Here is a 25,181-nt window from a genome sequence, read left to right as displayed (position 1 = left end):
CGTGTGTCTAGAATTTAAGAAATATTCTGAGGAGGATGGGTATGAAGCGGAAATGGTTTGTTGGTTTACTGGCAGTTATAGTAATTACTTCACTGGTGCTGGTCGGCTGCGGCGGCGCGAAAACTACAGATAAGAAAGCAGATGAAAAAATCATTATTAAGATTGCCTATGGTAATAACGTTGGTGAACCAAATGATAAAGCAGTGCGCGAATGGGGCCGGTTAATGAAGGAAAGAAGCAACGGCCGGGTTGAGTTTCAATATTATCCAAGTTCTCAATTAGGATCGCAAAAGGACGTTACCGAGCAACTGACTATAGGTTCAAACGTTATTACTATCTCTGACGGCGGTTTTCTCATGGATTATGTTCCCGAGTTTGGCGTTACCTATCTGCCATACATCTTTGACAATAAAGAACAGTTATATAAGTTGGTTGACAGCGATCTTTTTAAAGAATTGTCCAAGAAACTGGAAGCTAAGGGGCTGTATGTGGTTCACAGTAAATGGATATATGGCGATCGCCATTTGATTGCCACAAAACCGGTTACCAAGCCCGAAGACCTTCAGGGTTTAAAAATTCGGGTACCTAACATACGCCTGTCTACGGAAATGATGAACGCCATGGGCGCAGTGGCAACACCGATGCCGCTCGCTGAAGCTTACCCTGCTTTAATGCAAGGCGTTATTAACGGCGCGGAAAACCCCCTTCCCGTATTATATGGCGGCAAGATGCATGAAGGAGCAAAATACTTGATGCTGACGCGCCATCAAGTTAATCTTTCCACCTGGATCGCGGGTAAAAAGTTCATCGACACACTACCTCCTGATATCGTTAAAATGCTGAAGGAAACTGGTGAAGAAGCGGGACGTTTCCTTGAGAAAGAAAACGAAAAGGCTGATAAAGAAGCGCTCGAAAAGATGAAAGCAGCCGGCGTGCAGGTAGTTGAGGTAGACCGTGCGGCCTTTAAAGAGCGGATGAAAGACTTCCCCAAGAGATTTAGCAAAGAGTTTCCGCCTGAAGTAATGGATAAAGTAATGGCTATTATTAACAGCAAATAACCGATATAACCCGGCCTCGGTTATACGACCGGGGCCGGATTACTAAAGGACGTGATACGATGGGGCGTATAATCTGGAGAATGATTAAAAACTTGGATGATATTCTTGGGATGCTGTTCATGGCGTTCATTATCCTACTAGCCTGTGCCAATGTATTTATGCGCTATGTAGTAGGTAAACCCTGGGGGTGGGTAGAGGAGGTAACTATTTTTACCTTTGTTTGGCTGACCATGCTAGGCGCTGCGTCGGTTATAAAAGCTGAAGGCCACTGTAGTATTGACGTATTGGCAAGAAAACTGCCTTCCAGGGCAAAATGGGTTTTAAACTTGTTAGTAGATGTCTGTGTAATTGCAACGTTGTTGTTGATGATATGGTACGGCACTAAGTTAGCGTTATCGGCAAGCCAAAAATTAACGCCGATGCTTGGAATACCATATACGTATGTAGACCTTGCTGTTCCGGTTGGAAGCGCATTTATGTTGTTGTATTATATCCGGCTTTTCTGGTTGGACCTTACCGGTAAGAGAGAAAACTGTAACATAGAGGAGTAGCGAAATATGGAGGTTTTAGCAGCATCACTTGTCATGCTAGCCCTTTTCGGGATTAATGTACCAGTGGCTTTCGCTATCACACTGGCAACATTTATTTATTTTTTTATGGCTAATAACTTATCACCGGTTATGGTTATTCAACGTATGATAGGCGGCGCCGATAATGTACCGCTACTGGCTATACCTTTTTTTATGATGCTGGGCTCAATTTTAAATTATACCGGTATTACTCAGCGCTTGCTCAAGCTTTCCGATGTTTTATCAGGCCATTTACGGGGCGGATTGGCCCAGACCAATGTTGTACTGGGGGCACTGATTGGCGGACCCTCCGGCGCCGGTTTAGCAGACGCCGCGATGATTTGTAAAGTATTAGTGCCTGAGATGGTGCGCAACGGTTACAGTAAGCCGTTTGCCGCTGCATTGACATCGGCATCGGCGCTGCTGGGGCCGATCCTTCCGCCTGGTATTGGCCTCATCATTTATGGATTTGTTTCCGATACATCAATCGGCAAATTGTTTTTGGGCGGCATAGGCCCGGGAATTTTACTTACGCTTTTATTAATGGTTGCGGTAGATTTTGTTGCCCGACGCCGGGGCTATAAGCCGACCAGGACCAAAGCGCCGACGGTTAAAGAGGTTTTTCTGGCTACCAAAGAAGCCTTTTGGGGCCTAATGTTGATGGTCATTATTTTAGGTGGTATTCGCTACGGGATTTTTACGCCTACTGAGGCAGGGGCAGTAACAGTTATCTATTCGCTGTTAGTCGGATTAGCGTACCGGGAAACCAAATGGTCCGATATTAAAGCGGCGCTCCTAGAATCAGCGCGCTCAAACGGCGCTATCATGTTAATCTTGATGGCTTCCGCCGGTTTCGCCTGGATTCTCACCTGGGAAGGCATTGCCGAACGTGTTACCGTCATGTTGACGGACATTACTACCAGTCCGGAAGTATTTCTCCTTATTGTCAACATTTTTCTTTTGGTTGTCGGCATGTTCTTGGACGGTAACGCGGCAATTATTGTCCTCACCCCATTATTAATGCCCACCGTGCATGCCCTAGGCATTGATCCTGTCCATTTCGGTATTACAATGATATTTAATTTGTCAATTGGGGCAATTACCCCGCCCTTTGGTACGACAATGTTCCTAACATGCACATTAACCGGGGTAAAAATGGATGAGTATCTAAAAGAAATCATTCCTTTCTATGTCGCGCTGCTGGTTACTTTGGCAGTAACTACCTATTATCCGCCCTTATCTTTAGTTTTAGCTGATTTGGTTAAATAGAAAATTGATTATCAGAGTAAGTAACTGGCGTAATCATATATAGGCCTAGGAAGGAGCGTGTACGTGAATGAAAGTTGTTTGCTTAAGAGCTCCCGGTGATATACGAATTGAAGAAACTAACCGGCCTGAACGCGCAAACGACCACGTGTTAATCAAGGTCCGCAGCGCTGGAATATGCGGTTCGGACATCGGCGCCTACCGGGGCACAAACCCGCTTGTTACCTACCCCCGGATTATTGGCCATGAAATTGCCGGCGAAATCGTAGAGGTAGCGGCTGACGAAACAATGTTTGCCGTAGGCGATCGCATCGTGCTGGAACCGTATGTTTATTGCGGTAAGTGCTATCCGTGCTCGCTTGGCCGTACCAACTGCTGTGAAAACCTGACCGTGCTAGGCGTGCATATCGAAGGCGGCATGGCCGAATATTTTTCTCACCCGCGACACTTAGTCCACAAAGCGCCAGATAATATTCCCTGGGAAATTATGCCAATGGTCGAGCCGCTGGTCATTGCCATGCAGGCGGTTAAGCGGGCGCAAGTAAAGGCCGGCGAACATGTGGTGATTACCGGCGCAGGGCCGATTGGTCTTTTAGCAGCGCAGTATGCACTAACGCTGGGGGCCGTTCCGGTCGTCGTCGATCCGGTGGCCGCAAGATTGGAACTTGCCGGAAAACTGGGGATAAACTATGTCATAAATCCGGTTGTTCAGGATGCCGTCCAGGAAATTAAGGCAATTACCAATGGCCGGATGGGTGAAGCGGTAATCGAGGCGTCGGGCGATGCCCGGGCTATCCGCAACAGTATTGACTATGTTGCCTATGCTGGCCGGATATCGCTGGTTGGATGGCCGAAAAGCGAAATATCGCTGCCCACGGCGTTGTTTACCAAAAAGGAACTAAACGTTGTTGGCTCGCGCAACAGTGTGAACATGTTCCCTGAAAGTTTACGGCTGATCGCTGAACAAAAAGTTAACGTAGGAGCCCTGGTGACCAAGACCATCCCGATGGCGGCTGTCCCGGCCCTGGTGGAAGATATTGCCGCCCGTCCGGAAAAATACCTGAAAGTTATTGCCATGTTTTAAACGCCGTCGCCTAGCTTTTATAGCTAGGGCGCTTTAATCTGCTTTCTGCAGCTGCCGCGCGGGCTGCAGGGTGGCCAGATGTAATCGCATGGCATAAAAGCTGCCAGCCCGGCCGAAGGGCCGGAGCTGGCAGCTTTTTTTACTTACCCGTCGCGCCGAAGAGTTTCTAATAGCCTACTGCTTTTAGTCTAGCCGGTTGGTTTTCTGCCTGCGCCAGTCTTTGTCCAATGTAACGGGCCAGATCAATTACCCGGCAGGAATAGCCCCATTCGTTGTCGTACCAGGCTAAAATTTTGGCGGTCCGGTGGCCGACAATCATGGTGGAAAGCGCATCGACAATCGCCGAATGGCTGTTACCGAGGAAGTCAGCGGAGACAAGCGGTTCGTCGCAATACTCGATGATGCCTTTCATCGGGCCGTTGGCCGCGCTGCGCAGCGCATTATTGATATCTTCCACCGTAACATCGCGACTGAGTTCGACTACTAAGTCGGTTAGCGACACATTCGGGACCGGAACACGGATTGCAATCCCGTTCAGCTTGCCTTTCAACTCAGGGATAACAAGGCCGATGGCTTTGGCGGCGCCGGTTGTCGTCGGAACGATTGATTGGACGCAGCTTCTGGCGCGGCGAAGATCTTTGTGGCTGTTGTCCAGGCTGCGCTGGTCAGTAGTAAAGGCGTGAACAGTTGACATAATACCAGTGACAATCCCAAAGTTATCGTGAATTACTTTGACGATTGGCGCTAAACAATTGGTAGTGCAGGACGCGTTGGACACAATGTGATGAACTTCGGGAAGGTACGATGCTTGGTTAACCCCCATGACAAACGTGGGGGCATTGTCTTTGGCCGGTGCGGTGATGATGACCTTTTTTGCTCCGTTTTCAAGATGGATTTCACAGTCTTTGCCGGAATTAAATTTGCCGGTGGCTTCGATGACGATGTCGACGCCCAGCTTGCCCCACGGCAAGTTGGCGGGGTTGCGGTCAGATATTACCCTGATTGGGCGGCCGTCAATCACGATTTCGCTGTCGGTAGCCTCAACCGTGTTAGTAAGCTTGCCGTGGACCGAGTCATATTTTAACAGGTGAGCCGACGCTTGGGGGCTGGACGTGCTGTTAATCGCGACAACTTCCACGTCTTCGTTGCGTAGCGCCGCTCTTAGACACATTCGCCCTATGCGACCAAACCCGTTAATCCCTATCCTTATTGGCATAGTTCTTCCCCCTCTGACAATAGTGCTAAAAGAAGAAATGCAGAAATATGATGAACAATACGTAATTAGTATAGCATATTTCAAGGGAATAACAACCATAAATTCCCTTGGATATTATTAAAATACGGCCTTATTTGACTGTTTTGCTTGATTTTGTATATTTTTCTAAAAAGGATAGGTGCAAAAATACCGGTCGTAAGGTACTTTAACGTGCGTAAAAGGTGCTGAAGCTATTTAGCTACTAATTCTGGTGGCTGAGCGAAGCGAGAGAAAGAATAATTAAGGGATTAAGTCCAAAATGGATTATTTTGGCAGGAAATATCGCGCTGGCTGCCGAAACACTGGCTAGCTCCAATAACAGGGAGGGATGAGGATTGAGTGCGTACAATGGAAAGATTTTGGCAAAAGTGTTCCGCTTTAATCCCGCCAGCGATACTGCAGGGCGGCTGGAAGAATACACGGTTGAAAGCAGCGAGCCTTTGTCTGTTATGGCACTGCTTGCAAAAATTCACGACCTGGATCCGACCTTTGCCTGCCGGACGTCAACCTGTTTTAAAGGAAAATGCGGCTCCTGCCTGGTCCGGGTAAACGGCAAGGACGTGTTCGGCTGTACGACGCTGGTGCGGCCGGGCGAAACGGTGGTCATCGAGCCCCATTCCCAGTTTAAGCTTTTGCGGGATGTAGTGGTCGATTTCACGCAGCCGTTGCCGGCGGGGCAAGACAAGGCAGAGGAGGGACGGCAATGAAAGTTAGCAAACAAGTGATGACCGAAGTCCTGGTCATTGGCGGCGGCGGCGCCGGGCTGCGGGCCGCCTTGGCGGCGGCCGAGGCAGGGTCGGCGGTGATGCTGGTCAATAAAGGGCCGGCGGCCAGGTCGGGGATTACCCTGACGGCGGCCGGCGGTATGCAGGCGCCGTTCCATCCTGATGACAGTCCTGAGTTATTTTTTCAGGATACGGTTAAGTTCGGCTATGAGTTAGGGGACCAAAATCTTATCAAGGTTTTGGCGGAGGATGCCTGTGCCAGGGCTTTGGACGCCGAACGCTTCGGCGCCCGGATTGTGCGAGACGAAGCGGGAAATTTCGCCATCGGCCAATTCCCCGGCCAGTCTCGGCCGCGCAATATCTTTTTCCGGGGCGGCGGCGTCGGCTTGGCGGGCGCCTTGGCTCGGGCCTGCCGCAACCATCCGCACATAGACCTCCGGGATGATTTTTATGTAACCGGACTGATTAAAGCAAGCGGCGGGCAGCCGGCCGTAGCCGGCGCGGTCGGAATGGACCTGCGCACCGGCGAATTCACGCTGCTGAGGGCGAAAGCAATTGTTATGGCGACCGGCGGCTGTCAGTGGCTGTGGGAAGTCAACGACTGTCCGACCGATGCCACGGGCGACGGCATAATTTACGCCTATCGGGCCGGAGCCGAACTGGTAGATATGGAGATGGTGCTGTTTTATCCGTCGGTCATTGTTTGGCCGCCCTCGCTGCAAGGCGCTTTTGTTCACTACGAGTTTCTTGATCCTGCCATCTTAGACGGGAATGTTTACGATAAGGAAGGCAAGGCCGTCCTGCCCAAGCCCCTGCCTGTGCGGGACGAGGCGATGCGCCTGATGGCCCGGACCATTCGCGAGGGACGGGGCACGGCGCGGGGCGGACTACTGTGGTATGTCGGCGACTCACCGCAAGGGGAAGAAGCTGTCCGCAAACGACTTAGCACTGCCCAGTACCAGTATATCCGAGCCCATGGCGTTGACCCGGCGACGGCTAAGGTGGAAGTGGCGCCTGGCGCTCATTATCTGATGGGCGGCATTTTCATCGACGAGCAGTGCCGCACCACCATTGCCGGTCTCTACGCCACCCCCGAGTGCGCCGGCAATTTTGACGGCGCGAACCGCCTGGCTGGCAGCGGGCTTGCGGCGACCCAGGTGTTCGGCGCGAAAGCGGGTGAGGCGGCCCATGCCTGGGCGGCAATGGTTGAACACGTAAACCCCGACCCCGCCTCGCTCGAAGCGGAGGCGGCGCGGGTGACCGGCCGCATTGGGGCTGGGGGGCCGCAGGAGCCCCGGATAGCGGCCTTGCGGGATAGGTTGCGCCGCGCGGTCCAGCAGTATGCCGGCGTCAGCCGGGAGGCAGCCGGGCTAAAGCAACTGCTGGCGGTCACGGCCGAAGTGGAGGATGCCTTGGCCCAGGTGCGCGTGCCGGCCATGGCGGTTTATAACCAGGCTCTTATGGATGTGCTCCAACTCGCGAATATGTGCGAAATTGCCAGACTTGTCGCCGGCAGCGCGCTTATGCGGGAAGAATCGCGGGGCCACCATTTCCGGAGTGATTTTCCGCGCCAGGACGACACTAACTGGCTTAAACATACAGTGGCGGTCAAGGGCGAAACGGGGCCGCAGTTTGGGGTTAGGCCGGTAATTAGGCTTTAAAAGAGCAAACTGCCAAAATAGCCGACAGCGGTGATTGGGGAAAAGTCCTCTAATCACCGCTGTTTTTTGGTCTTTTTTCAGTTTTTTTTCAGAATCGGGTCGTATACTGGACTTGCTGCGGACCGGTGCGTCCGGGGTAGATGTTTTCGGTAGACGGGTGGTGATCATGATCAAACGGTTAATTGTCAATGCCGATGATTTTGGGCTTCATGAAAGTATCAATAATGCTATTATTGCCAGCCATCGCGAAGGCTGTGTGACCAGTGCATCCCTTATGGCCGGCGGTAACGCTTTCGCCCACGCCGTCGCCCTGGCCCGGCAGCATCCGCGGCTGAGTGTGGGCGTGCACCTTACATTAGTGGGGGCGCGGCCGGTGGCGCGGGGCAACATTAATACCCTGCTGACCGATGACGGCAAGCTGCTGCCTGACTATGGCGCTTTTGCGCGCCGCTATTTACGCGGGGCCATTGCCAAAGAACATATTGAGTATGAACTGCGCTGCCAAATGCAAAAAGTGGTCGGGAGCGGCATCGCTATCAGCCACCTCGACAGCCATCAGCACTTGCATGTGTTGCCTGGACTGGCGCCTATTGTTGCCAAAATCGCCCGTGAATTCCAGGTGACCAAAATCCGCATTCCTGCCGAGCCGCTGTCCTTTTTTCCAAAGCAATATACGGTTGGCCGCGTGCTGGCGCGGACGGCGTTAACGGTTTGCGCCGCCTGGGCCCGGCGCCAGTATGCCCGCAGCGGTCTAAAAAGTCCGCAGCACTTCTTTGGCATGCTGACCGGCGGGACCATGCATGCCGCCAACCTTAAAGCGGTGATTGAGAACCTGCCTGAGGGGCTATCGGAAATCATGGTTCATCCAGGTATGGACAATAAGGTCCTTGATGCGGCCTACGGGTGGAGGTATCAGTGGCAGGAGGAATTGGCGGCCCTGCGCAGTGCGGAAGTTTTAGGGGCGCTGCAGCGCCATAAAATAAAACTTATCAACTACTGGGAGTTGGATGATGAAACAAGTTAGTTTGCGGCTGGCTGCTAGCCTTGGTCTGCTGCTGGCGGCAACGGCGGCGGTAATTTTTGCCACTTTTGACGCCCAGATGTTTATCCATTTGCGGGCGCTGCGGCTGTGGGCCGTGTTGCTTGTCCTGGGGCTCGTGGCAACCGGTCTTTACTTTGACGCCTATCGCCTAAAACGCATGGCCGAGCTGGCCGGGGCGGCCGTTACGCTCAAACAATGCGTGCCGGTAATTTTGGGCAATTACTTTTTTGCGCTATTAACCCCTGGTGCTACCGGCGGGCCGGTTGCGCAGGTAGCACTGCTCCGCAAGGCCGGCGTTCCCGTTGGCAAAGCAACGGTCCTGGCGGTCGTCCGCACCCTTTTATCGTTGTTCGTTTTGGTTCTTTGCCTGCCGGTAGTCGTCTACTTGGACGACGGGATCGCGGCGTGGTTCCCCAAACATTTAGCGGTAGGCGCGGCAATGGCTATTGTCGTCGCCGGCTGCGGAATGCTAAAGCTAATGCGGGTGCGGCGGTTTGCCCTGCTGTTTAAACGGGTGGCCTGTCGCTTGTTGCCGGGAAAGGCCCGTCAATTATTGCGCTTTTTCCGGGATCTGGAAGCGGCGTTGACGCTGCTTGGCCAAAACGGTCGCGGTCTGGCCGAAGCCTTTGTGTACACGATTTTTAGTTTGCTTGCCCTGTATGGTATTGTGCCGGTCCTGTTTGCCGGCATGGGCGCTCCGGTGGCCTGGGGGACGGTTCTTGGCCGGGTCGTTTTGCTCAATTTTGTGCTGTATTTTGCGCCGACGCCTGGCGGCGCGGGTGTTGCCGAAGGCGGCTTTGTCTTCCTGTTTAGCACGCTCTATCCCGCCAGCATGGTTGGAATTGCCGCGCTCTTGTGGCGGTTATTCAGCGAGTACCTGCCTTTTATGCTCGGTTTTATTGCCATGGTTCGTGTTTTTGGCTATCATTTCCTGAAAAACAGCCAATTGCTGGCGGCTGACGAAGGAGGTAAGTGCGGATGAAAGTGTTGGTTACCGGGGGAGCGGGCTTTATCGGTTCCCATATCGTCGATCGGCTGATTGAAGCTGGCTTTCAGACCGTCGTTTTGGACAATCTCAGCGCCGGCTGTCTGGCTAATGTGAACCCTGCGGCGCGTTTTATTGAAAAGGATGTCCGGGAGCGGGACCTTGTGGACTTGTTGGGCGCTGAACGATTTGATTTTGTCATCCACCAAGCGGCCCAGACCACCGTTCCTAAATCGCTGGCCGACCCGCGGTACGATTGTGATGTCAACATCATGGGACTGGTCAATCTTCTGGAGGCCTGCCGCTCTTCAGGCGTGAAACGGATTGTCTTTGCTTCCAGCGCGGCGGTGTACGGCGATCCGGCGGTTTTACCGCTCCATGAGGAAGCGGACAAGCAGCCCACATCTTTTTACGGGCTGAGTAAACTTACCGCCGAAAAATATCTGGAGCTGTATTATAAAAATTTTGGTCTCGAGTATGTGACGCTGCGCTATGCCAACGTCTACGGCGAGCGTCAGACGGACAGCGGTGAAGGCGGCGTCATTAGCAGCTTTTTGACGAAGGCGCTGGTTGGCGAGCCGCTTACCGTCTTTGGCGACGGCACCCAAACGCGGGATTTCATCTATGTCCGCGATGTGGCCGAGGCCAACTACCGCGCTCTGTTTACCGCTAACGCCAACCGCAGCTACAATATCGGCACCGGGCAGGAAATATCGATTAATGAGCTTGTTCGTCTGATGCAGCGGCTGGTGGGCAAACCGCTGATAACGCAGTATGCGCCGCCGCGGGCGGGCGACATTTACCGGTCGGCGCTAAAAATTTTGGCCGCCTGCGCCAATTTGGACTGGCAGCCGGTCTATTCGCTGGCCGAGGGCCTGGGCCGGACGCTGACAAGCTTGCGGTGAAGCATCCAAGGTCGTCCGGGCGGAACGGCGGTCGGCGCATGAGGCCGATAAACTTTTCAGGAGGGAATATGATCAGTAAACCTTGGTTTCGTCTGCTGGCAATTATCTGCGTAGCGGCGTTCGTTATGTTTTTCCGGCTGGGCAGCGTGCCGCTGCTGGACCCGGATGAGCCTGTTTATGCCGAAACGGCGCGGGAGATGCTGCAGTATGGCGATTTAATCTCGCCGCGCATTTACGGTGATTTTTGGTATGACAAGCCTCCTATGTACTATTGGCTGGTAGCCGGTGCCATCCGCCTGTTTGGCGACAGCGAGTTCAGCGCCCGCTTTCCCTCGGCTTTACTGGCCGTTGGCGGCGTCGTGACCGTTTATTGCGCCGGGGCGCGGCTGTTTAGCGACCGCGCGGGTGCTATTGCCGCGCTGGTGCTGGCAACGAGCTTTGAATATTTCTATCTGGGCAAGGCGGCGGTTACCGATATCACCCTGACCTTCTTCCTTACGGTGTCGCTCCTGGGCTTTTTTCAGGGACGCTACTACCTGGCCTACGCCAGCGCCGCCCTGGCGGTGGTTACCAAGGGGCCCATTGGTGTTGTTTTTCCGGCTTTGATTCTCGGCCTGCATTATACCTTGACCCGCAATTGGGGGATTTGGCGCCGGCTGCGGCTGATAAGCGGCGCGCTTGTTTTCGCGGCCATTGCTCTCCCCTGGTACGGGGCGATGTACGCCTATCACGGCCTGGAGTTTGTCAACACTTTTCTGGGCTTTCATAACGTTACCCGCTTTTTGCAGCCCGAGCATCCCGAGGGCAAACTGTGGTATTACTACTTTCCGGTTTTGCTAGTCGGTTTTTTTCCGTGGACTGCCTTCCTCATCCAGGCCGGGCGCGCTGCCTGGCGCGAGCGGCAAAGCGCCGGGGGCGAAGCGCTATCGTTTTTGCTGGTGTGGGCCGGTGTGGTGTTTGGCTTTTTCACCCTGTCCCAGACCAAGCTGGTTTCGTATATTTTGCCCATGTATCCACCGCTGGCGCTGCTGGTCGGCTGGTATATCGACCGGACGCTGGCTGCCCGTGACCGTTGGGCAGTCTATCTTGCCGCTTTTGTCCTGACGCTGCTGGCCGGCGCGTTAGCGGCGGCTCTGGGGCTGGCCGGCGCGAAATTAGCCCCGGCCCTGATGCCAGGAGTGGTGGCCGTATGTACCGCTTTGGCGGCGATGGTGGCGATGGTCTGGTGGAGCGCCGTCCGCCATGGCGGCCGCGGGACGGTGGCTTCGCTAACAATCGGCATGGCCTTGTTTGTCGCCGCGTTGATGACGGCCCTGCTGCCGGCCGCAGCCCCGGCCTTTTCCATGAAAGAGTTTGCCACGGCTTTTGCGGCTCGCTACGACGGTCAGACGCCTGTCTATGTGGCTAAGTTTTACCGTCCTGGTTTTATGTATTACGCCGGTATGCCGGGGATTGAAATCAAAGCGGCGGAACAAGCCTCTGACGTTATCGCCGGCGCGGCGGGCAAAGCCTATTTCATTCTGAGTGAGAACGCCTACCGTAAGCTCCCGGTTTCCCTGCAGGGCGATCTGCAGCTGCTTTACCGGCAAGAAGATAAAGTTTTGCTCTTGAAAGATGCGAAATGATTGGAGGCAACCAACATGAAAAAACCATTCAGTCTGTCGTTTGTTTTTCCCATGTACAACGAAATTGACAATATTGAGCCCTGCGTACACGGCGCGATGGCGATCGGCAATAAATTAGGCATCGATTATGAGATTGTAGTCGTCGACGACGCCAGCACCGACGGGAGCGGGGCGTTGGCTGACCAATTGGCCCGGCGCTATCCCGTAATCCGGGTTATTCATCACGAAGTTAACCGCAAATTGGGAGGGGCGCTCAAAACCGGGTTTGCTCACGCGACCAAAGACTATATTTTGTACATGGACTCCGATTTGCCGCTTGATTTCGATGATGTTAAAAACGCCATCCCGCAAATCGGCGACGCCGACATGCTTATCGGCTACCGCCTGACCCGGGATGAACCGTTGCGGCGGAAAGTTATCTCCAAGGTGTACAACCTGATGATCCGCCTGATTTTTGGGCTTAAGGTCCGGGACGTTAATTTCTCCTTTAAACTGTTCAAACGGGAAATTTACCAGAACATTGTCTTAAAGTCGGAAGGGTCGTTTATTGACGCCGAGCTGCTGCTCGAGGCCCACCGGCGGGGCTACACCATCCGGGAAATTGGCCTTGTTTATCACCCGCGCGTTGCCGGGCAATCTACCCTGGCCAGCACGTCGGTCATTAAAAAAGTTTTTGTGGAAATGTGGCGGTACTATAAGACGCGGAATTCGTGGCAGAATAAGCATACCGATTTGGTCGCGCCCCGTCACTCGAGTTAAAGGGGAAACGGCGGCCGTGGCGAAAGGGATATAGCAGGTGATGAAGATGCGGATTTTACTGGCTGAGGATGACACCCGTCTGGGCAAGCTCATTAGGCATATGCTGGAAAAAGAAAAAATGCAGGTTGACTGGGTGACAGAAGGAAACGCCGCGTTGGAATACGCCCTGTACTCCCCTTACGACGTAGCCATTTTGGATTGGATGATGCCGGGCATGAGTGGTCTGGAGGTATGCGACAGATTGCGCAAGAAGGGGTATCAGGGCGCGATTTTGATGCTGACGGCCCGGGATGCCGTCGATGATAAAGTCTTGGGGCTGGATACCGGCGCCGACGATTATCTGGTCAAGCCTTTCGAGTTTTCCGAACTCATGGCGCGGATCCGCGCCTTGTCCCGCCGCAGTGTTGTTGCCCTCAAAGAAGATATCGTCCAGGTGGGCGACTTGGTGCTTAACCGCACGACGCGGGTAGTGCGGCGGGGCGCTCGGGAAATCCAGCTGACCGGGCGGGAGTTTCAAATGCTTGACCTGTTGGTGCAAAATCGGGGCAAAGTCGTGCCGCGGGAAGTGATTTTAGACCGTGTTTGGGGCCTTGAGTCCGAAGTATCTTCCAATAACCTGGATGCCTATGTCCGCCTGTTGCGCAAAAAAATCGACTTCCCCGGCGAGGAAAAGCTAATTCACAATATTCGGGGAATTGGGTATAAGCTGGGGGAATAAGATGTTCAGCAAGATTCGGCGCCGCCTAACGCTTTTTTATACCGGTTTGATGACCGCTTTTCTCCTGGCGTTTGTAGGGATCATTTATAGCGGTCTGACCTGGACCATTTATTCGGAGGAAAAACAGGAAGTGCGCCTGTTTGCCGAAGAGGAAGCCAGGGAGCATTTGGTGATTTTCAAACACAAGGAACTGCTGCCGAATATGCCGGAGGAAGATTACCGCGACGGCAGCGGCCGGATGTTTTTTTACGCGTTTGACGCTCAGGGTAATTTAATCAATGCGGCCGAACCGTACCCCGCCCTGCGCGAGCCTGTTCTGGCCAAAATCCGGAGCTGGGATACAGCTGACGGTGATGTGGATTTGGAGACCTTTGTTCTCCCAAACGGCGATGAGGCCATTCTTATGCTTTGCGCCCAGCGGGTGTATGATGGCGATATGTTTTTAGGAACGGTATACGTCGGCCGGGACATCACCCTCTATTATCAGGTCTTAAAAAACTTCCTGGTGGTCACGACCGTGGTGTCCTTCGCTTTTCTCATTCTCGTTTCATTGGCGGGATACATTATGGCCGGCCGGGCAATGGTGCCGATTAAGGAGTCGTTCCGCCGCCAGCGCGAGTTTGTGGCTGATGCGTCCCACGAGCTGCGAACGCCCCTGAGCGTGCTGCTCACATCGGTGGACGCCGTCCAAAGCGATGACGGGAGCAGCATGTCGCCATTCGCGCAGCAGGTGTTGTCCGACATGAAGGACGAAATCAGAAAGATGTCGAAGATTGTAAGCGACCTGTTGACCCTGGCCAGAGGGGATGCGGGGGCATTCAACTTGATTAAGGAGAATTTTGATCTAAAGGTTGTGGCTGAACAGGTCGTCCGGTCGCTCCAGCCGCTGGCCGGCGGGAAAGGGATTGAGCTGTGTCTCGATAGCCCAGACCGGGTAATGATATATGCCGACCGGGAGCGGCTCAGCCAATTGCTGCTGATTTTGCTGGACAACGCGGTAAAATATACGCCGCCGGGCGGGCAGGTTAAAGCCATCCTGGAGCCGCCTGCCCGAAATAGAGCCGAGCTCCGGATTATTGTGCAGGATACCGGCATTGGCATTGCCCCTGAGCACCAGGCGCTGATTTTTGAGCGGTTTTACCGGGTAGACAAGGCCCGGTCCCGGGAACTGGGCGGGACCGGGCTGGGACTAGCTATTGCCCGTTGGATTGCGCAGAGTCATGGCGGCGCGATTACAGTTACGAGCCGGCCCGGTCAGGGCAGTACCTTCACGGTAACGCTGCCGCAGCTTGGCGGCGGCAGTTAGGGTGGTGCGGCGAAAGCCGATTTGCCGGCGGTGAGAGTTTTTTTGCGGATACCTTCCATGGTTAAGTGGAGGTATCCGCTTTTTTATTTTTTGTGCAGGAGTTTACCCATAGAGAACGAATGTATTTTCCAGATATTTTCAGGAGGTGGTTTTTGCTAATCGGCGAAGCCGGTGGCCTGCAAACCTAGGAAGGTTATGGCGCTGGGTCGCCGGGTTTGCCGGGAAACGGGCATGCCTCCCGTTGTGGAAAGAAGGTCGAGGAGGGATAACGAATGGAAAAACGTACAAAATGTTTATTGGCGTTAATACTAGTTGTTGTGGTGCTTACGCTGGCAGGGTGTGGCACGCCGGCGCAGCAAGCGGCGCAGCAGCCGTCGGCGAAACCGGCCAGACCGGATATTATTCTTGCCACCACGACCAGTACACAGGACAGTGGTTTATTGGACGTCTTAATCCCTGTTTTTGAGCAAAAAACCGGTTATCGGGTGAAGACGGTGGCCGTCGGTTCGGGTCAGGCCATTGCCATGGGGGAGAAAGGCGAGGCCGACGTGCTCCTTACGCATGCGCCGGACGCGGAGAAAAAGGTGATGGCCGCCGGCGCCGTGACCAGCCGCCGTCTGGTAATGCATAATGACTTTATTATTATCGGACCGGCAAGCGACCCGGCGAAGATTAAAAACAAAAATGCCAAGGAGGCGTTCGCGGCCATCGCCGCCAGCCAGGCTAGTTTTGTTTCCCGCGGCGATAATTCCGGCACCCACCAACTGGAGAAGAAACTCTGGATACAGGCGGCTGTCAAGCCGGCCGGCGCCTGGTACTATGAAGCAGGCGCCGGTATGGGCCAGACGCTGAGCATTACTAATGAAAAGAAAGGCTATACCATAACCGACCGGGCTACTTACCTGGCGCAGCGGAAGAATATTTCCCTGGAAATCCTTGTCGAAGGCGACGCCAAGCTGCTCAACATCTATCATGTTATGGAAGTAAATGCGGATAAGTTCAGCAAGGTCAACCGCGAGGGCGCCAAGGCGTTTGCCGATTTTCTCCTGTCGGCTGAGGGTCAGCAGCTAATTGGCAGTTTTGGCAAGGATAAATTTGGCCAGCCGCTCTTCTTTGCCGATGGTGGCAAGACGGAAAAAGATTTGGGGTTATGAACAAACGTTAGGCTTAGGGGCGAATCCCGGTGATAGTGGCGAAAATCCCCCAGACGTTGACAATCCGGAGATTGCGAAACCCATGTTCCGCCAGGAAGGCAAGCCAGTCCGCCTGGCGGAACATTTCTTTGCCGCCGCGGGCCAGCCAAACCAGCCGGGCGAGGGCGCTTTGCAGGCTGTCAATGCCGTCGGCGACCCGGCACTTGACGATAAGCCGGCCGCCGGGACGGAGGGCGGTTTCCGCTTTCCGCCGCTTCCTGCTTTTTACCGCCACTTGCACCTTCCCCCCTTTCATTTTCCCCGGTGCCAAGCAGGTGTGCGGCGGCCACCGCCAACCATGGCCACGGCTGCTATAGCGGTCACTAGGGTAGGGGAGCATGGTAAAACAGTACCCCCATCAGTCAATGCCGATGGGGGTATCATTATTAGGCAAATTGTTCCAGTGCCCGGGCCAATTGGTCGGCGCAGGACGTCTGGTTGTCTTCGCAGGGGATGCCGCGGAGTCTTTGAATGACTTCTTGCACCGGCATGCCTTGCACGAGTTTGCTGATCGCGGTCAGGTTTCCCTGACAGCCGCCGCTAAACCGGACTTCCTTGATAAGGCCATTTTCAATAGCGAACTGGATTTCCGTGGCGCATACGCCTGACGTTGTGTATGTAATCATGGCCACCTCTCCCATAAGCAGTTCCTGTTTACAATATTACCTTATCACGCCGTTTGCCTGACGTCAATAAAAATTCCCCCGCCGGATAGGGGGCGGGGGCGAAGGAGGTTAAGGAAGATAACGGCGGGCGCCGATATAGCGTTCGGTATAGTATTGTTCGTCGAGTGCAGAAATGGTTACTTTGTTTGCGACCGAGCTGGCATGGATGAACTTGCCGTCGCCCATGTAGAACCCAACATGGGACGCGCCCGGTTTATAGGTGGTGAAGAACACCAAATCACCGATTTTGAGGTTCGCTTTGTCTACCGGCATGCCGGCGGCAAATTGTTCGGCGGCCGTACGGGGGATGGCAATGCCGTGCTGCTTTAAGACATACTGGGTGAAGCCGGAGCAGTCAAACCCGGCCGGCGTATCGCCGCCCCAAACGTAAGGCACGCCCATGTACCGCTGGGCGGTGGCGATAACGGCACTGCCGGTCACGCTCGCTTCCGTCTTGTCGCTCAGGCCTAACGCCTTGCCAAGTGTGCTGGTGCCGGGCGCTGCGTCGCTGGTGTTAAAGATATTGCCCAGAAATTTGCCGAGCAGCAGGCCGAGGAGTAGGTCAAAAACCGAGCTGCCGGAAGAAGTCTTGTCGGCAGCAGCTGTCGGGGCAATCAGGTCGGTTAAGGAGAAGGCATAGGCCGGTACGGCCGGGGTGAAAACGGTGGTGAGCATAGCTGCCAATAGCACAGTTACAATTGAAGATTTAAATTTCTTCATCGCATCAACCTCCTGCGATATACTAGGTAGGGGAAATTATATATAACTTTTCGCCTCCTAGCGACATAATTAATAATAACATAATACATTAATTATGTAAACTTAACTAATAAAAAATAATCCCCATCGCTCCGCGCGGCAATGGGGATGGAAACAATTTAGCAAGACCGGCGGCCAAACTGCGGGTGGCGGACGGGTTTAAGGCTTAGGCGCAGTACCAGTTCGATGGCTTCGTCCAGGCTGACGTCCCGGCGCCCTTCTGGTGTTTCGAAGACGCAGACCGGGCTGGTTACCCCTACTTCGCCGGCCGGCATATAGACATATTCCCCGGCGGCAATGTCGCCGAAAATATAACCTGCTTTTAACTGGGAAGCGGTAATCGCGCTCATGCTCTCCTTCCTTTCCTGCGGTATGCAGTCAATTATACCATAACCGGCCAAATATCGCGCCTATTTATGTTATAATGGGAAAAAACGAAGAAAGTTATCGCAATAAAGGCTGTCACTTTGACGGAGGGGTATAATATGGCGAAAGACAAAGAAATCATTCACGCCATCGACCGGGCGCTGGACATTTTGCTTTTACTGCAGCAGGAAGGGAAGGAGATGGGGGTAACCCAAATCAGTGAAACGCTCGGCATGTATAAGAGCACGGTTTACCGCACGCTGGCGACCCTGGAAAACAAGGGCTTTGTTCAACAAAATCCGGAAACCGGGCGGTACTGGCTGGGGTTTAGACTGTACTCGCTCGGCATGCTCGTCCGCGAAAAGGTGCCGCTGCCGAAAATCGCCTACCCTCATGCCAAGGCGCTGTCCGAGCGGTTCAATGAAGTGGTTCACATTTCGGTCTTGGACAAAACCGCCGATCTTTATCCCAAGCATATTATTGTCGAAAAGATTCAGAGCCAGCAGGTGCTTAGCTTAACGCCGCCGGTAGGCTCCAGTTCGCCCAGCCACTGCTCGGCGGTCGGCAAATGTCTGCTGGCCTTTAGCCCGGCCGAATATACAAATCGGTTTATTGGCCGGGAACTTCCCCGCTTTACGCCGAAAACCATTACCGATTGGGACAGGCTGCTCGCCGAACTGGCCGCCATTCGTGAGCGAGGGTATGCGCTCGACGACGAGGAGCTGGAACTGGGACTGACCTGTGTGGCGGCGCCCATTCTCGGCCGGGACGGGGAGATTATTGCCGCTCTCAGCTTATCCGGCCCCACGTCGCGGATTAGATCGGACCGGTTTACCGAAATCGTGGAGCAGGTAAAACAGACCACGGCGACCATATCTTCCTTAATGAAATAATTCGGGCGGCATGTTAAAATATTTTTACAAATAGCCAGGGAAAAAGAAACCGCTTGGCGAATATAATCAAATATAATTGTTGTGTGGTAATTACGGAACAGTGTTCCTGTGAACGGAACGAACAAGAGGAGGTGAATACCGTGGCCAAAGTGGTTGTCTTGCCCGAATACTGCAAAAGCTGCGGTCTCTGTGTGAATATTTGTCCCAAGAAAATTCTGGCCATTGGCGACAAAGCCAATCAGAAAGGGTACTATACCGTTATAGTCACCGACCCGGATAAGTGTATCGGCTGCGCGCTCTGCGGCACCGTCTGTCCGGATATGGCCCTGGAAGTATATCGTTAGATTGCGGGAAAGGGGAGAAAAGGCATGAGCAAACAGCTAATGAAAGGCAATGAAGCGATTGCCGAGGCTGCCATTCGCGCCGGGTGCAAATTGTTTTTCGGCTATCCCATCACGCCCTCGACCGAGATTGTCGAGTATCTGGCCAAACATTTGCCCAAGGCAGGCGGCACGGTACTGCAGGGTGAGGATGAAATTGCCTCGATTAATATGTGCTATGGCGCGGCTGCTACCGGAACACGGGTAATGACGGCCTCGTCCAGTCCTGGTTTTAGCCTTAAACAGGAGGGGCTGTCCTATCTGGCGGCCGTCGAACTGCCGGTGGTGGTCGTCAACGTTAACCGCGCCGGCCCCGGTCTTGGCGGGCTGGGCCCGTCGCAGTCCGACTATTTTCAATGCACCAAGGGCGGCGGCCATGGCGATTACCGCCTGATTGTGCTGGCGCCGTCCAAGGGCCAGGAACTTTACGACTTTACCATGGAAGCCTTTGATTTGGCGGACAAATACCGTAATCCGGTGCTCATTATGGCCGATGGTTTCTTGGGTCAGATGATGGAGCCGGTACAGCTGAAAGAGCGGCCGCCGGTGGAGCTGCCGCCGAAAGACTGGGCGGTAGGGGGGTGCCGCGGCCGGGCGAAACGTAAAATCGCCAGCTACAGCCTGACCAACGAAATTGGTGAAGCCAACTGTCTGCACTGGCAGGCCAAATATGAACAAATCCGCGCGCTAGAGCAGCGGTGGGAAGCTTTTTACGCCGATGATGCCGAATATCTGCTGGTAGGCTATGGCACCTGCGGCCGCATTGCCAAGAGCGTGGTGCTGAATGCCCGCCGGCAGGGGCTGAAAGTGGGCCTTATCCGCCCCATTACTTTGTGGCCCTTCCCGGAAAAAGCCTTCATCCCCGTCAAAGACCGGGTCAAAGGCATCCTGACGGTCGAACTCAACGCCGGCCAGATGATCGAGGATGTCAAGCTGGCCGTGGAATGCCGCGTGCCTGTGCATCTTTACAACCGGCAGGGCGGCATGCTGCCTACGGAAAACGAGATTCTCGCCCATCTGGCGAAGGTATTTCAATTGCCGCTGGCGGAGGAGGTGTAACCATGCAGAAAGTTTTTGGCCGACCGCAAGGACTGACTGATTTACCGTTTCATTACTGCCCGGGGTGCACGCACGGCATTATTCACCGCTTAATCGGCGAGGTGCTCGAGGAACTGGACATTATCGGCGACACGATTGGCGTGGCGCCGGTTGGCTGTGCCGGCTTTTCGCTCGACTTTTTCGCCTGTGACTTTGTCGGCGCCGCCCACGGCCGGGCCCAGGCGGTGGCTACCGGGATCAAGCGCGCCCTGCCGGATAAAATTGTCTTTACTTACCAGGGCGATGGCGATATTGCCGCCATTGGCACGTCCCATGCCATTCACGTTGCCGCCCGGGGCGAAAAAATTACTTCCATCATGGTTAACAACGCCGTATTTGGGATGACGGGCGGGCAGATGGCGCCCACGACGCTCACCGGGCAAGTGACGACCACCAGCCCCTATGGCCGCGATAAAAATATTTTCGGCGCCCCGATCGACCTTCCCCAGATCATCGCCACCATGGACGGCGCCGCCTATGTGGCCGCCGTGTCGGTAGACTCGCCTAAAAACATTCAACTGGCCAAACAAGCGCTTAAAAAAGCCTTCAAGGTGCAGCAGGCCGGATTAGGTTTCGCCTTTGTCAGCATTTTGTCCACCTGCCCGACCAACTGGGGAATGAGCCCGGTGGACAGCCTGAAATGGCTACAGGAGAACATGCTGCCCCTTTACCGGATGGGCGAACTGAAAGTGGCGGAGGAGGTTAAAGCCCTATGATGGACAAGGTGTTGTTAGCCGGCTTCGGCGGTCAGGGCGTCATGTTCATTGGCAAGGTGCTGGCTTATGCCGGCATGCTCAGTGACCTGGAGGTGTGCTGGATTCCTTCGTACGGCCCGGAAATGCGCGGCGGTACTGCCAACTGCTCGGTTATTACCGCCGATACGGAGATAAATTCGCCGGTCATCGATGTCGCCGACGTGGGCATTGTCTTAAATCAGCCGTCCTATGATAAATTTTTGCCCCGCATCAAACCGGGCGGCACGCTGGTGGTCAACAGCTCGATCGTCCAGTTGGCCAGCAAGCGGGAGGATATCGACATCATTGCTCTGCCGGCTACCGATCTGGCCAACGAACTCGGCAATCCCGGCCTGGCCAACATGGTGTGCCTGGGGGCGCTGCTGCCTAAGCTTAAGTTAACGAGTCTGGCGAGTGTGGAAAAAGCCATCGACGCCGTGGTTGGCAAGAAAAAGCCCGAGATGTATGAGCTAAATCTCGCGGCCATCCGGAAAGGATTGGAATTTGCCAAGGCGTAAACAGGATGCAAAAAGCTGCCGTCAATGCGGCAGCTTTTTGCTTGTTAGTGGTAAAACTAAAATTGCGTTACAAGGAAGGGAGAGAAAAGCATGCAGCAACTTCGCGAGCGGTGGCAGGCCCTGATGGAGCGGCTCGGCGGTTCGCCGGCGGCGGAAGGGATTTTCGCCGTTATTGTCGACAGCTACTCGGGCTATGGCCGCTACTATCATAACCTTAACCATCTCGCCAATGGTTTCGCCGAATTGGCGGCTGTTGCCGGTGAACTGGCAGACCGGGAGGCGGTGGAATTTGCCCTGTGGTTTCATGATATTGTGTATGTGCCGGGAAATAAATACAATGAAGTAATCAGTGCTGCCGTTGCTTATACCTATGCCCTTGAACTTACCGGCTGCACCGTTTTCGCCGGGAAAGTGCGCCGCCTGGTTGAGGCGACGCAACATGACGCTGACGCCGGGCTGGACGCCGATACGCAGTTTCTCCTCGACGCCGACTTGGCCATCCTCGGTTATCCCTGGCCGCAGTTTGCGGCGTATAGCGACGGCATCAGGCGCGAGTTTTTCTTTCTGTCCGATAACGCTTACCGGGCCGGGCGGCGCGCCGTCCTGCAAAAGTTTCTCAACAGGCCGTACATATACCACACTGAATTTTTCCGCGCCAAATATGAAAATTGCGCCCGCGCTAATATCGCCCGGCTGCTGGCGGACATTACTTCTCTTTCACCATTTTTTCGGGGGGAGGGGGAGTGAGGGCTAATTTTTCGGAGGGGATGACATCGGTTATGGCATCTTGAACGGGGTAGACGCGGGGGTGGGCAGTTTCGTCGTATTCTTCAGGCCGCATGGTATCACCTCGGCTTTTAGCTTTCCCGGTTTGGGGTACAGGCATGCACCAATCGGTTATCGGGCTATAAATTTGTTCTATGAGTTTGTGACGATTTACACATAGGAAGCCGGTCAACAGTCTGCTACAATTAAGGTGTGAAAATTATGGCGAAAGGCGGGAGAAGTTTGCTGCGTCAAGATCCGTGGAGGAGGGATTGCCGTGCTTAGTTGGCTGATTTCCGGCCCGTTTATGTATTTGGCAATATTAGTATTTATTCTTGTTACCGCCCGAAAAGTCTGGTCCATTGCCCAGATGCCCCGCCATCTGCGGTGGGATCTGTATCCGATTGCCCATGACGGCCCGCAGGGGTCGCCGTATCAGGAAGTGGACTTTTGGCAAAAGCCGCGGCGGGTGTCGCTCGCGCACGAGCTGGCCGAAATGGCCGAGGAAATTCTGCTCCTGAAACGCACTTTTCTCTATAACCGCAAAATGTGGTTCTTTTCCTTCCCGATGCACTTTGCCTTCTACCTGATTATTGCCTGGCTGGTTTTGCTGGTCGCCGGAGCGGCGCTGGAACTGGCCACCGGTCTTAGGATTTCCGGCAACTCCACGGTCGGGTGGGCTATGCTCTTTAACCTCGCCACCCTGGCAGCCGGAGTTGCCGGTCTGGTCCTCGGCGTATTTGGTACAGCGGGCCTCTTGTGGCTGCGGCATACCGATGAAAATCTGAAAGATTTTTCCGCGCCCATCACCTACTTTAATTTATATTTGCTGCTTGCCCTGTTCGGGGTCGGCCTGGCCGCCTGGTGGGTTAACGACCCGTCTTTCGAACTGGCCCGCGCCTATGTGCGGTCTTTGCTCAGCTTTAGCCCCATGGCCCTACCGCACCCGCTGATGGTGCTGGAAGCGCTGCTGTTTAGCCTCTTCCTCATATATCTGCCCTTTAGCCGCATGCTCCATTTTGCCGCCAAGTACTTCTTTTACCATAACATCATGTGGGACGATGAACCGGTTGTCCGCGGCAGCAATTTGGAAAAAAGCATTGCCGGGTATCTCAATTACCAGATGGAATGGTCGGCCCAGCATATTGTGTCCGGTGCCTCCTGGCTCCAGCAAGCCACGGCCAATCCGACTGCGGAGGTGAAGAAAACTAATGAAACAAAGAGTCAGGATAAAGGACTTGGCCAAACCGGCGGACATACTTTCTCCGCTTGATGTGAGTGAACTCCAGCCGGTACCCGGGTACGAAGAAAAACCGTTTAAGCCGGTCAAACCGGACTGGATGGAAAAATACGATTTCTCCCTGGACGGCTTTTCGGCCCTCGGTCTGCCCAAGCCGCAGAGCAAAGAAGAGGAAGACGCCCTGGTCAACAAGTTCCTGCGGGGCCTGGAAAAGCTGTTTAAGAAGGAAAACAACTGGACGTTCCTCATGCCGGCGCTGCTCAGCACCGAATACTGCGTCCGCTGCAATACCTGTAACGAGGCCTGTCCGGTGTATACCTGCAGCGGCCGGCAGGACATCTACCGGCCCAACTACCGCTCGGAAGTGCTGCGGAAAATTTATCGCAAATACTTTACGACCAGCGGCCGGCTGCTGAGTAGCTTCGTTGGCGCCGACATCGACCTTAATTGGCGGGTAATCTACCGCCTGGCCGAGCTGTCCTACCGCTGTTCAATTTGCCGCCGCTGCGCCTCCACCTGTCCTATCGGTGTTGACAACGGTCTGCTCACGCGTGAACTGCGCAAACTCTTCAGCCAAGAACTCGGCATTGCCCCGGAAGCGGTACATAAAAACGGGACCATGCGCCATCTGCAGACCGGCTCGTCCACCGGCATGACGCCGGCGGCCTTCCTTGACACCATTGAATTTATCGAAGACGACATCGAGGAAAAAATCGGCCGCCGCATCAAAATTCCCGTGGATAAAAAAGGCGCCGACATCCTGCTCATCCATAACGCCGGTGAGTATGTCGCCTGGCCGGAAAACCCGGCGGCGTTCGCCATTCTGTTTGAAGCGGCCGGCCTTAGCTGGACGCTGTCCAGTGAAGTGATGGGTTACGAAGGCGTTAACTACGGCACCTGGTATGACGATGTCCAGTATTCGCGCATTGCCGTGGCCCAGGTGCAGGCCGCCAAGAAACTAGGCGTTAAGAAGATTGTCGTTGGCGAATGCGGCCACGCCACCAAAGCGCTCGTGGAAATTGCCGACCGCGTTTGCATAGGCGATTTGGCCATTCCCCGCGAAAGCTGCCTGCCGTTACTGGAGCAGATTGTCACCAGCGGCGTTATCAAGTTCGACCCGGCCCGCAACAACTTCCCGGTTACGCTCCATGACCCCTGTAATATCGTACGCCTGATGGGCATTGTTAATCCGCAGCGCAACATCATTAAACGCATTGTTGCTCCCGGCCAGTTCCGCGAAATGCCGCACGCTGGCACACAGAACTACTGCTGTGGCGGCGGCAGCGGCTTTGCCATCATGAATTCCTACAATTTCCCTGAGTGGCGCAACAACGTTATCGGCCGGGCCAAAGCGCTGCAGGTGCTGGAGGCATTCAAAGACTGCCTTGATCCGTCCATTCCCAAATACTACTGTGCTCCCTGCTCGAACTGCAAGGGTTCGGCCCGCGACATACTCCAAGAGCATTACGAGTTCAAAGAGAAATACAACATTATCTATGGCGGTCTGGTCGAGCTCATGGTTAACGCTATGGTTGACCTCCCCGCGCCCTTTATCAAGTGGGAAGATGAATTTTAAGTCTCGCGGCCTCGCCCGGTTGGTGCGAGGCCGTAA

The 25,181-nt window shown here is 54.4% G+C and carries 27 protein-coding genes and 1 riboswitch; of the genes, 22 read left to right on the top strand and 5 right to left on the bottom strand.

All coding sequences use genetic code 11. The features are described 5' to 3' along the window. Positions 1-41 precede the first annotated feature (41 nt). From BLQ99_RS05990 to BLQ99_RS05975, 4 genes are all read left to right on the top strand, one after another. Positions 42-1,058, top strand: coding sequence for a C4-dicarboxylate TRAP transporter substrate-binding protein (locus tag BLQ99_RS05990; RefSeq protein WP_171904609.1), 1,017 nt, complete (start codon positions 42-44; stop codon positions 1,056-1,058). Between the two features lie 59 nt (positions 1,059-1,117). Further along, the gene (locus BLQ99_RS05985) at positions 1,118-1,609 is read left to right on the top strand and encodes a TRAP transporter small permease (RefSeq protein ID WP_093689111.1); all 492 of its coding nucleotides are present in this window, start codon (positions 1,118-1,120) and stop codon (positions 1,607-1,609) included. A 6-nt stretch (positions 1,610-1,615) separates the two neighbouring features. Next, the gene (locus BLQ99_RS05980) at positions 1,616-2,896 is read left to right on the top strand and encodes a TRAP transporter large permease (RefSeq protein ID WP_093689109.1); all 1,281 of its coding nucleotides are present in this window, start codon (positions 1,616-1,618) and stop codon (positions 2,894-2,896) included. 67 nt (positions 2,897-2,963) lie between these two features. Then, positions 2,964-3,977, top strand: a complete 1,014-nt coding sequence (locus tag BLQ99_RS05975) for a zinc-binding alcohol dehydrogenase family protein (RefSeq protein WP_093689107.1) — start codon at positions 2,964-2,966, stop codon at positions 3,975-3,977. Positions 3,978-4,143: 166 nt separating this feature from the next. Here BLQ99_RS05975 and gap read toward each other — a convergent pair whose 3' ends face one another. Beyond that, positions 4,144-5,193: a type I glyceraldehyde-3-phosphate dehydrogenase gene (gene gap, locus BLQ99_RS05970; RefSeq protein WP_093689105.1), complete on the bottom strand. Its 1,050-nt coding sequence runs from the start codon at positions 5,191-5,193 to the stop codon at positions 4,144-4,146. Between the two features lie 374 nt (positions 5,194-5,567). Here gap and BLQ99_RS05965 point away from each other — a divergent pair, with 374 nt between their 5' ends. From BLQ99_RS05965 to BLQ99_RS05920, 10 genes are all read left to right on the top strand, one after another. Continuing rightward, the gene (locus BLQ99_RS05965) at positions 5,568-5,939 is read left to right on the top strand and encodes a 2Fe-2S iron-sulfur cluster-binding protein (protein WP_093689103.1); all 372 of its coding nucleotides are present in this window, start codon (positions 5,568-5,570) and stop codon (positions 5,937-5,939) included. Further along, positions 5,936-7,618, top strand: coding sequence for an FAD-binding protein (locus BLQ99_RS05960; protein WP_093689101.1), 1,683 nt, complete (start codon positions 5,936-5,938; stop codon positions 7,616-7,618). Before BLQ99_RS05965 ends, BLQ99_RS05960 begins: the two co-directional genes overlap by 4 nt. A gap of 166 nt (positions 7,619-7,784) precedes the next feature. After that, positions 7,785-8,642, top strand: a complete 858-nt coding sequence (locus tag BLQ99_RS05955; RefSeq protein ID WP_171904608.1) for a ChbG/HpnK family deacetylase — start codon at positions 7,785-7,787, stop codon at positions 8,640-8,642. Next, positions 8,629-9,642, top strand: coding sequence for a lysylphosphatidylglycerol synthase transmembrane domain-containing protein (locus tag BLQ99_RS05950; protein ID WP_171904607.1), 1,014 nt, complete (start codon positions 8,629-8,631; stop codon positions 9,640-9,642). Before BLQ99_RS05955 ends, BLQ99_RS05950 begins: the two co-directional genes overlap by 14 nt. Further along, positions 9,639-10,550 carry an NAD-dependent epimerase/dehydratase family protein gene (locus BLQ99_RS05945; protein ID WP_093689097.1) on the top strand — a complete coding sequence of 304 codons (912 nt, stop codon included), beginning with the start codon at positions 9,639-9,641 and terminating at the stop codon, positions 10,548-10,550. The genes BLQ99_RS05950 and BLQ99_RS05945 overlap by 4 nt, the downstream gene beginning before the upstream one ends. Before the next feature lie 68 nt (positions 10,551-10,618). Continuing rightward, positions 10,619-12,175, top strand: coding sequence for an ArnT family glycosyltransferase (locus BLQ99_RS05940; RefSeq protein ID WP_093689095.1), 1,557 nt, complete (start codon positions 10,619-10,621; stop codon positions 12,173-12,175). A 15-nt stretch (positions 12,176-12,190) separates the two neighbouring features. After that, complete coding sequence (locus tag BLQ99_RS05935) at positions 12,191-12,934, top strand: glycosyltransferase family 2 protein (protein ID WP_093689093.1); 744 nt, start codon at positions 12,191-12,193, stop codon at positions 12,932-12,934. A gap of 46 nt (positions 12,935-12,980) precedes the next feature. Continuing rightward, on the top strand, positions 12,981-13,652 hold the full coding sequence (locus tag BLQ99_RS05930) for a response regulator transcription factor (RefSeq protein WP_093689091.1): 672 nt from the start codon (positions 12,981-12,983) through the stop codon (positions 13,650-13,652). Position 13,653: 1 nt separating this feature from the next. Then, positions 13,654-14,958 (top strand): sensor histidine kinase, encoded by a 1,305-nt coding sequence (locus tag BLQ99_RS05925; RefSeq protein WP_093689089.1) that lies wholly within the window; start codon positions 13,654-13,656, stop codon positions 14,956-14,958. 148 nt (positions 14,959-15,106) lie between these two features. After that, a riboswitch (molybdenum cofactor riboswitch) is annotated at positions 15,107-15,228 on the top strand. A 2-nt stretch (positions 15,229-15,230) separates the two neighbouring features. Then, on the top strand, positions 15,231-16,112 hold the full coding sequence (locus tag BLQ99_RS05920; protein ID WP_093689087.1) for an ABC transporter substrate-binding protein: 882 nt from the start codon (positions 15,231-15,233) through the stop codon (positions 16,110-16,112). Positions 16,113-16,125: 13 nt separating this feature from the next. On the opposite strand, the gene BLQ99_RS05915 is transcribed toward BLQ99_RS05920, so the two are convergent. The 4 genes from BLQ99_RS05915 to BLQ99_RS05900 form a co-directional block, all read right to left on the bottom strand. Continuing rightward, complete coding sequence (locus BLQ99_RS05915) at positions 16,126-16,386, bottom strand: hypothetical protein (RefSeq protein WP_093689085.1); 261 nt, start codon at positions 16,384-16,386, stop codon at positions 16,126-16,128. 151 nt (positions 16,387-16,537) lie between these two features. Beyond that, positions 16,538-16,777, bottom strand: coding sequence for a TIGR03905 family TSCPD domain-containing protein (locus BLQ99_RS05910; RefSeq protein WP_093689083.1), 240 nt, complete (start codon positions 16,775-16,777; stop codon positions 16,538-16,540). Between the two features lie 108 nt (positions 16,778-16,885). Continuing rightward, positions 16,886-17,536, bottom strand: a complete 651-nt coding sequence (locus BLQ99_RS05905; RefSeq protein ID WP_093689081.1) for a C40 family peptidase — start codon at positions 17,534-17,536, stop codon at positions 16,886-16,888. 158 nt (positions 17,537-17,694) lie between these two features. Then, on the bottom strand, positions 17,695-17,925 hold the full coding sequence (locus BLQ99_RS05900) for a hypothetical protein (protein ID WP_093689079.1): 231 nt from the start codon (positions 17,923-17,925) through the stop codon (positions 17,695-17,697). A 135-nt stretch (positions 17,926-18,060) separates the two neighbouring features. On the opposite strand from BLQ99_RS05900, the gene BLQ99_RS05895 reads away from it, so the two are divergent. The 8 genes from BLQ99_RS05895 (at position 18,061) to BLQ99_RS05860 (ending at position 25,145) form a co-directional block, all read left to right on the top strand. Beyond that, positions 18,061-18,834, top strand: a complete 774-nt coding sequence (locus tag BLQ99_RS05895; RefSeq protein WP_093689077.1) for an IclR family transcriptional regulator — start codon at positions 18,061-18,063, stop codon at positions 18,832-18,834. A gap of 140 nt (positions 18,835-18,974) precedes the next feature. Continuing rightward, a complete protein-coding gene (locus BLQ99_RS05890) occupies positions 18,975-19,178 on the top strand; it encodes a DUF362 domain-containing protein (RefSeq protein ID WP_093689075.1) in 204 nt (67 codons plus the stop codon). Positions 19,179-19,202: 24 nt separating this feature from the next. Further along, positions 19,203-20,273 carry a 3-methyl-2-oxobutanoate dehydrogenase subunit VorB gene (gene vorB / locus BLQ99_RS05885; protein WP_093689073.1) on the top strand — a complete coding sequence of 357 codons (1,071 nt, stop codon included), beginning with the start codon at positions 19,203-19,205 and terminating at the stop codon, positions 20,271-20,273. A gap of 2 nt (positions 20,274-20,275) precedes the next feature. Beyond that, the gene (locus BLQ99_RS05880; RefSeq protein ID WP_093689071.1) at positions 20,276-21,028 is read left to right on the top strand and encodes a thiamine pyrophosphate-dependent enzyme; all 753 of its coding nucleotides are present in this window, start codon (positions 20,276-20,278) and stop codon (positions 21,026-21,028) included. Next, positions 21,025-21,564 (top strand): 2-oxoacid:ferredoxin oxidoreductase subunit gamma family protein, encoded by a 540-nt coding sequence (locus BLQ99_RS05875; protein WP_093689069.1) that lies wholly within the window; start codon positions 21,025-21,027, stop codon positions 21,562-21,564. The genes BLQ99_RS05880 and BLQ99_RS05875 overlap by 4 nt, the downstream gene beginning before the upstream one ends. A 90-nt stretch (positions 21,565-21,654) precedes the next feature. After that, the gene (locus BLQ99_RS05870; RefSeq protein ID WP_093689067.1) at positions 21,655-22,311 is read left to right on the top strand and encodes an HD domain-containing protein; all 657 of its coding nucleotides are present in this window, start codon (positions 21,655-21,657) and stop codon (positions 22,309-22,311) included. A gap of 295 nt (positions 22,312-22,606) precedes the next feature. Beyond that, positions 22,607-23,602: a respiratory nitrate reductase subunit gamma gene (locus BLQ99_RS05865; RefSeq protein WP_093689065.1), complete on the top strand. Its 996-nt coding sequence runs from the start codon at positions 22,607-22,609 to the stop codon at positions 23,600-23,602. Beyond that, positions 23,541-25,145 (top strand): (Fe-S)-binding protein, encoded by a 1,605-nt coding sequence (locus BLQ99_RS05860; RefSeq protein ID WP_093689063.1) that lies wholly within the window; start codon positions 23,541-23,543, stop codon positions 25,143-25,145. Before BLQ99_RS05865 ends, BLQ99_RS05860 begins: the two co-directional genes overlap by 62 nt. Positions 25,146-25,181: the final 36 nt, after the last annotated feature.

It is taken from the genome of Sporolituus thermophilus DSM 23256, assembly GCF_900102435.1.
GTDB lineage: Bacteria > Bacillota > Negativicutes > Sporomusales > Thermosinaceae > Thermosinus > Thermosinus thermophilus.
The sequence above is the reverse complement of the archived record's forward strand: the minus strand, read 5'-3'. Positions and strand labels throughout refer to the sequence as shown.

Excerpts from the sequence above, each read along its gene's own strand:
- BLQ99_RS05990 (WP_171904609.1), top strand. The coding sequence starts at position 42 with ATGAAGCGGAAATGGTTTGTTGGTTTACTGGCAGTTATAGTAATTACT.
- BLQ99_RS05985 (WP_093689111.1), top strand. The coding sequence starts at position 1,118 with ATGGGGCGTATAATCTGGAGAATGATTAAAAACTTGGATGATATTCTT.
- BLQ99_RS05980 (WP_093689109.1), top strand. The coding sequence starts at position 1,616 with ATGGAGGTTTTAGCAGCATCACTTGTCATGCTAGCCCTTTTCGGGATT.
- BLQ99_RS05975 (WP_093689107.1), top strand. The coding sequence starts at position 2,964 with ATGAAAGTTGTTTGCTTAAGAGCTCCCGGTGATATACGAATTGAAGAA.
- gap (WP_093689105.1), bottom strand. The coding sequence starts at position 5,193 with ATGCCAATAAGGATAGGGATTAACGGGTTTGGTCGCATAGGGCGAATG.
- BLQ99_RS05960 (WP_093689101.1), top strand. The coding sequence starts at position 5,936 with ATGAAAGTTAGCAAACAAGTGATGACCGAAGTCCTGGTCATTGGCGGC.
- BLQ99_RS05955 (WP_171904608.1), top strand. The coding sequence starts at position 7,785 with ATGATCAAACGGTTAATTGTCAATGCCGATGATTTTGGGCTTCATGAA.
- BLQ99_RS05950 (WP_171904607.1), top strand. The coding sequence starts at position 8,629 with ATGAAACAAGTTAGTTTGCGGCTGGCTGCTAGCCTTGGTCTGCTGCTG.
- BLQ99_RS05945 (WP_093689097.1), top strand. The coding sequence starts at position 9,639 with ATGAAAGTGTTGGTTACCGGGGGAGCGGGCTTTATCGGTTCCCATATC.
- BLQ99_RS05940 (WP_093689095.1), top strand. The coding sequence starts at position 10,619 with ATGATCAGTAAACCTTGGTTTCGTCTGCTGGCAATTATCTGCGTAGCG.
- BLQ99_RS05935 (WP_093689093.1), top strand. The coding sequence starts at position 12,191 with ATGAAAAAACCATTCAGTCTGTCGTTTGTTTTTCCCATGTACAACGAA.
- BLQ99_RS05930 (WP_093689091.1), top strand. The coding sequence starts at position 12,981 with ATGCGGATTTTACTGGCTGAGGATGACACCCGTCTGGGCAAGCTCATT.
- BLQ99_RS05925 (WP_093689089.1), top strand. The coding sequence starts at position 13,654 with ATGTTCAGCAAGATTCGGCGCCGCCTAACGCTTTTTTATACCGGTTTG.
- BLQ99_RS05920 (WP_093689087.1), top strand. The coding sequence starts at position 15,231 with ATGGAAAAACGTACAAAATGTTTATTGGCGTTAATACTAGTTGTTGTG.
- BLQ99_RS05910 (WP_093689083.1), bottom strand. The coding sequence starts at position 16,777 with ATGATTACATACACAACGTCAGGCGTATGCGCCACGGAAATCCAGTTC.
- BLQ99_RS05905 (WP_093689081.1), bottom strand. The coding sequence starts at position 17,536 with ATGAAGAAATTTAAATCTTCAATTGTAACTGTGCTATTGGCAGCTATG.
- BLQ99_RS05900 (WP_093689079.1), bottom strand. The coding sequence starts at position 17,925 with ATGAGCGCGATTACCGCTTCCCAGTTAAAAGCAGGTTATATTTTCGGC.
- BLQ99_RS05895 (WP_093689077.1), top strand. The coding sequence starts at position 18,061 with ATGGCGAAAGACAAAGAAATCATTCACGCCATCGACCGGGCGCTGGAC.
- vorB (WP_093689073.1), top strand. The coding sequence starts at position 19,203 with ATGAGCAAACAGCTAATGAAAGGCAATGAAGCGATTGCCGAGGCTGCC.
- BLQ99_RS05880 (WP_093689071.1), top strand. The coding sequence starts at position 20,276 with ATGCAGAAAGTTTTTGGCCGACCGCAAGGACTGACTGATTTACCGTTT.
- BLQ99_RS05875 (WP_093689069.1), top strand. The coding sequence starts at position 21,025 with ATGATGGACAAGGTGTTGTTAGCCGGCTTCGGCGGTCAGGGCGTCATG.
- BLQ99_RS05870 (WP_093689067.1), top strand. The coding sequence starts at position 21,655 with ATGCAGCAACTTCGCGAGCGGTGGCAGGCCCTGATGGAGCGGCTCGGC.
- BLQ99_RS05860 (WP_093689063.1), top strand. The coding sequence starts at position 23,541 with ATGAAACAAAGAGTCAGGATAAAGGACTTGGCCAAACCGGCGGACATA.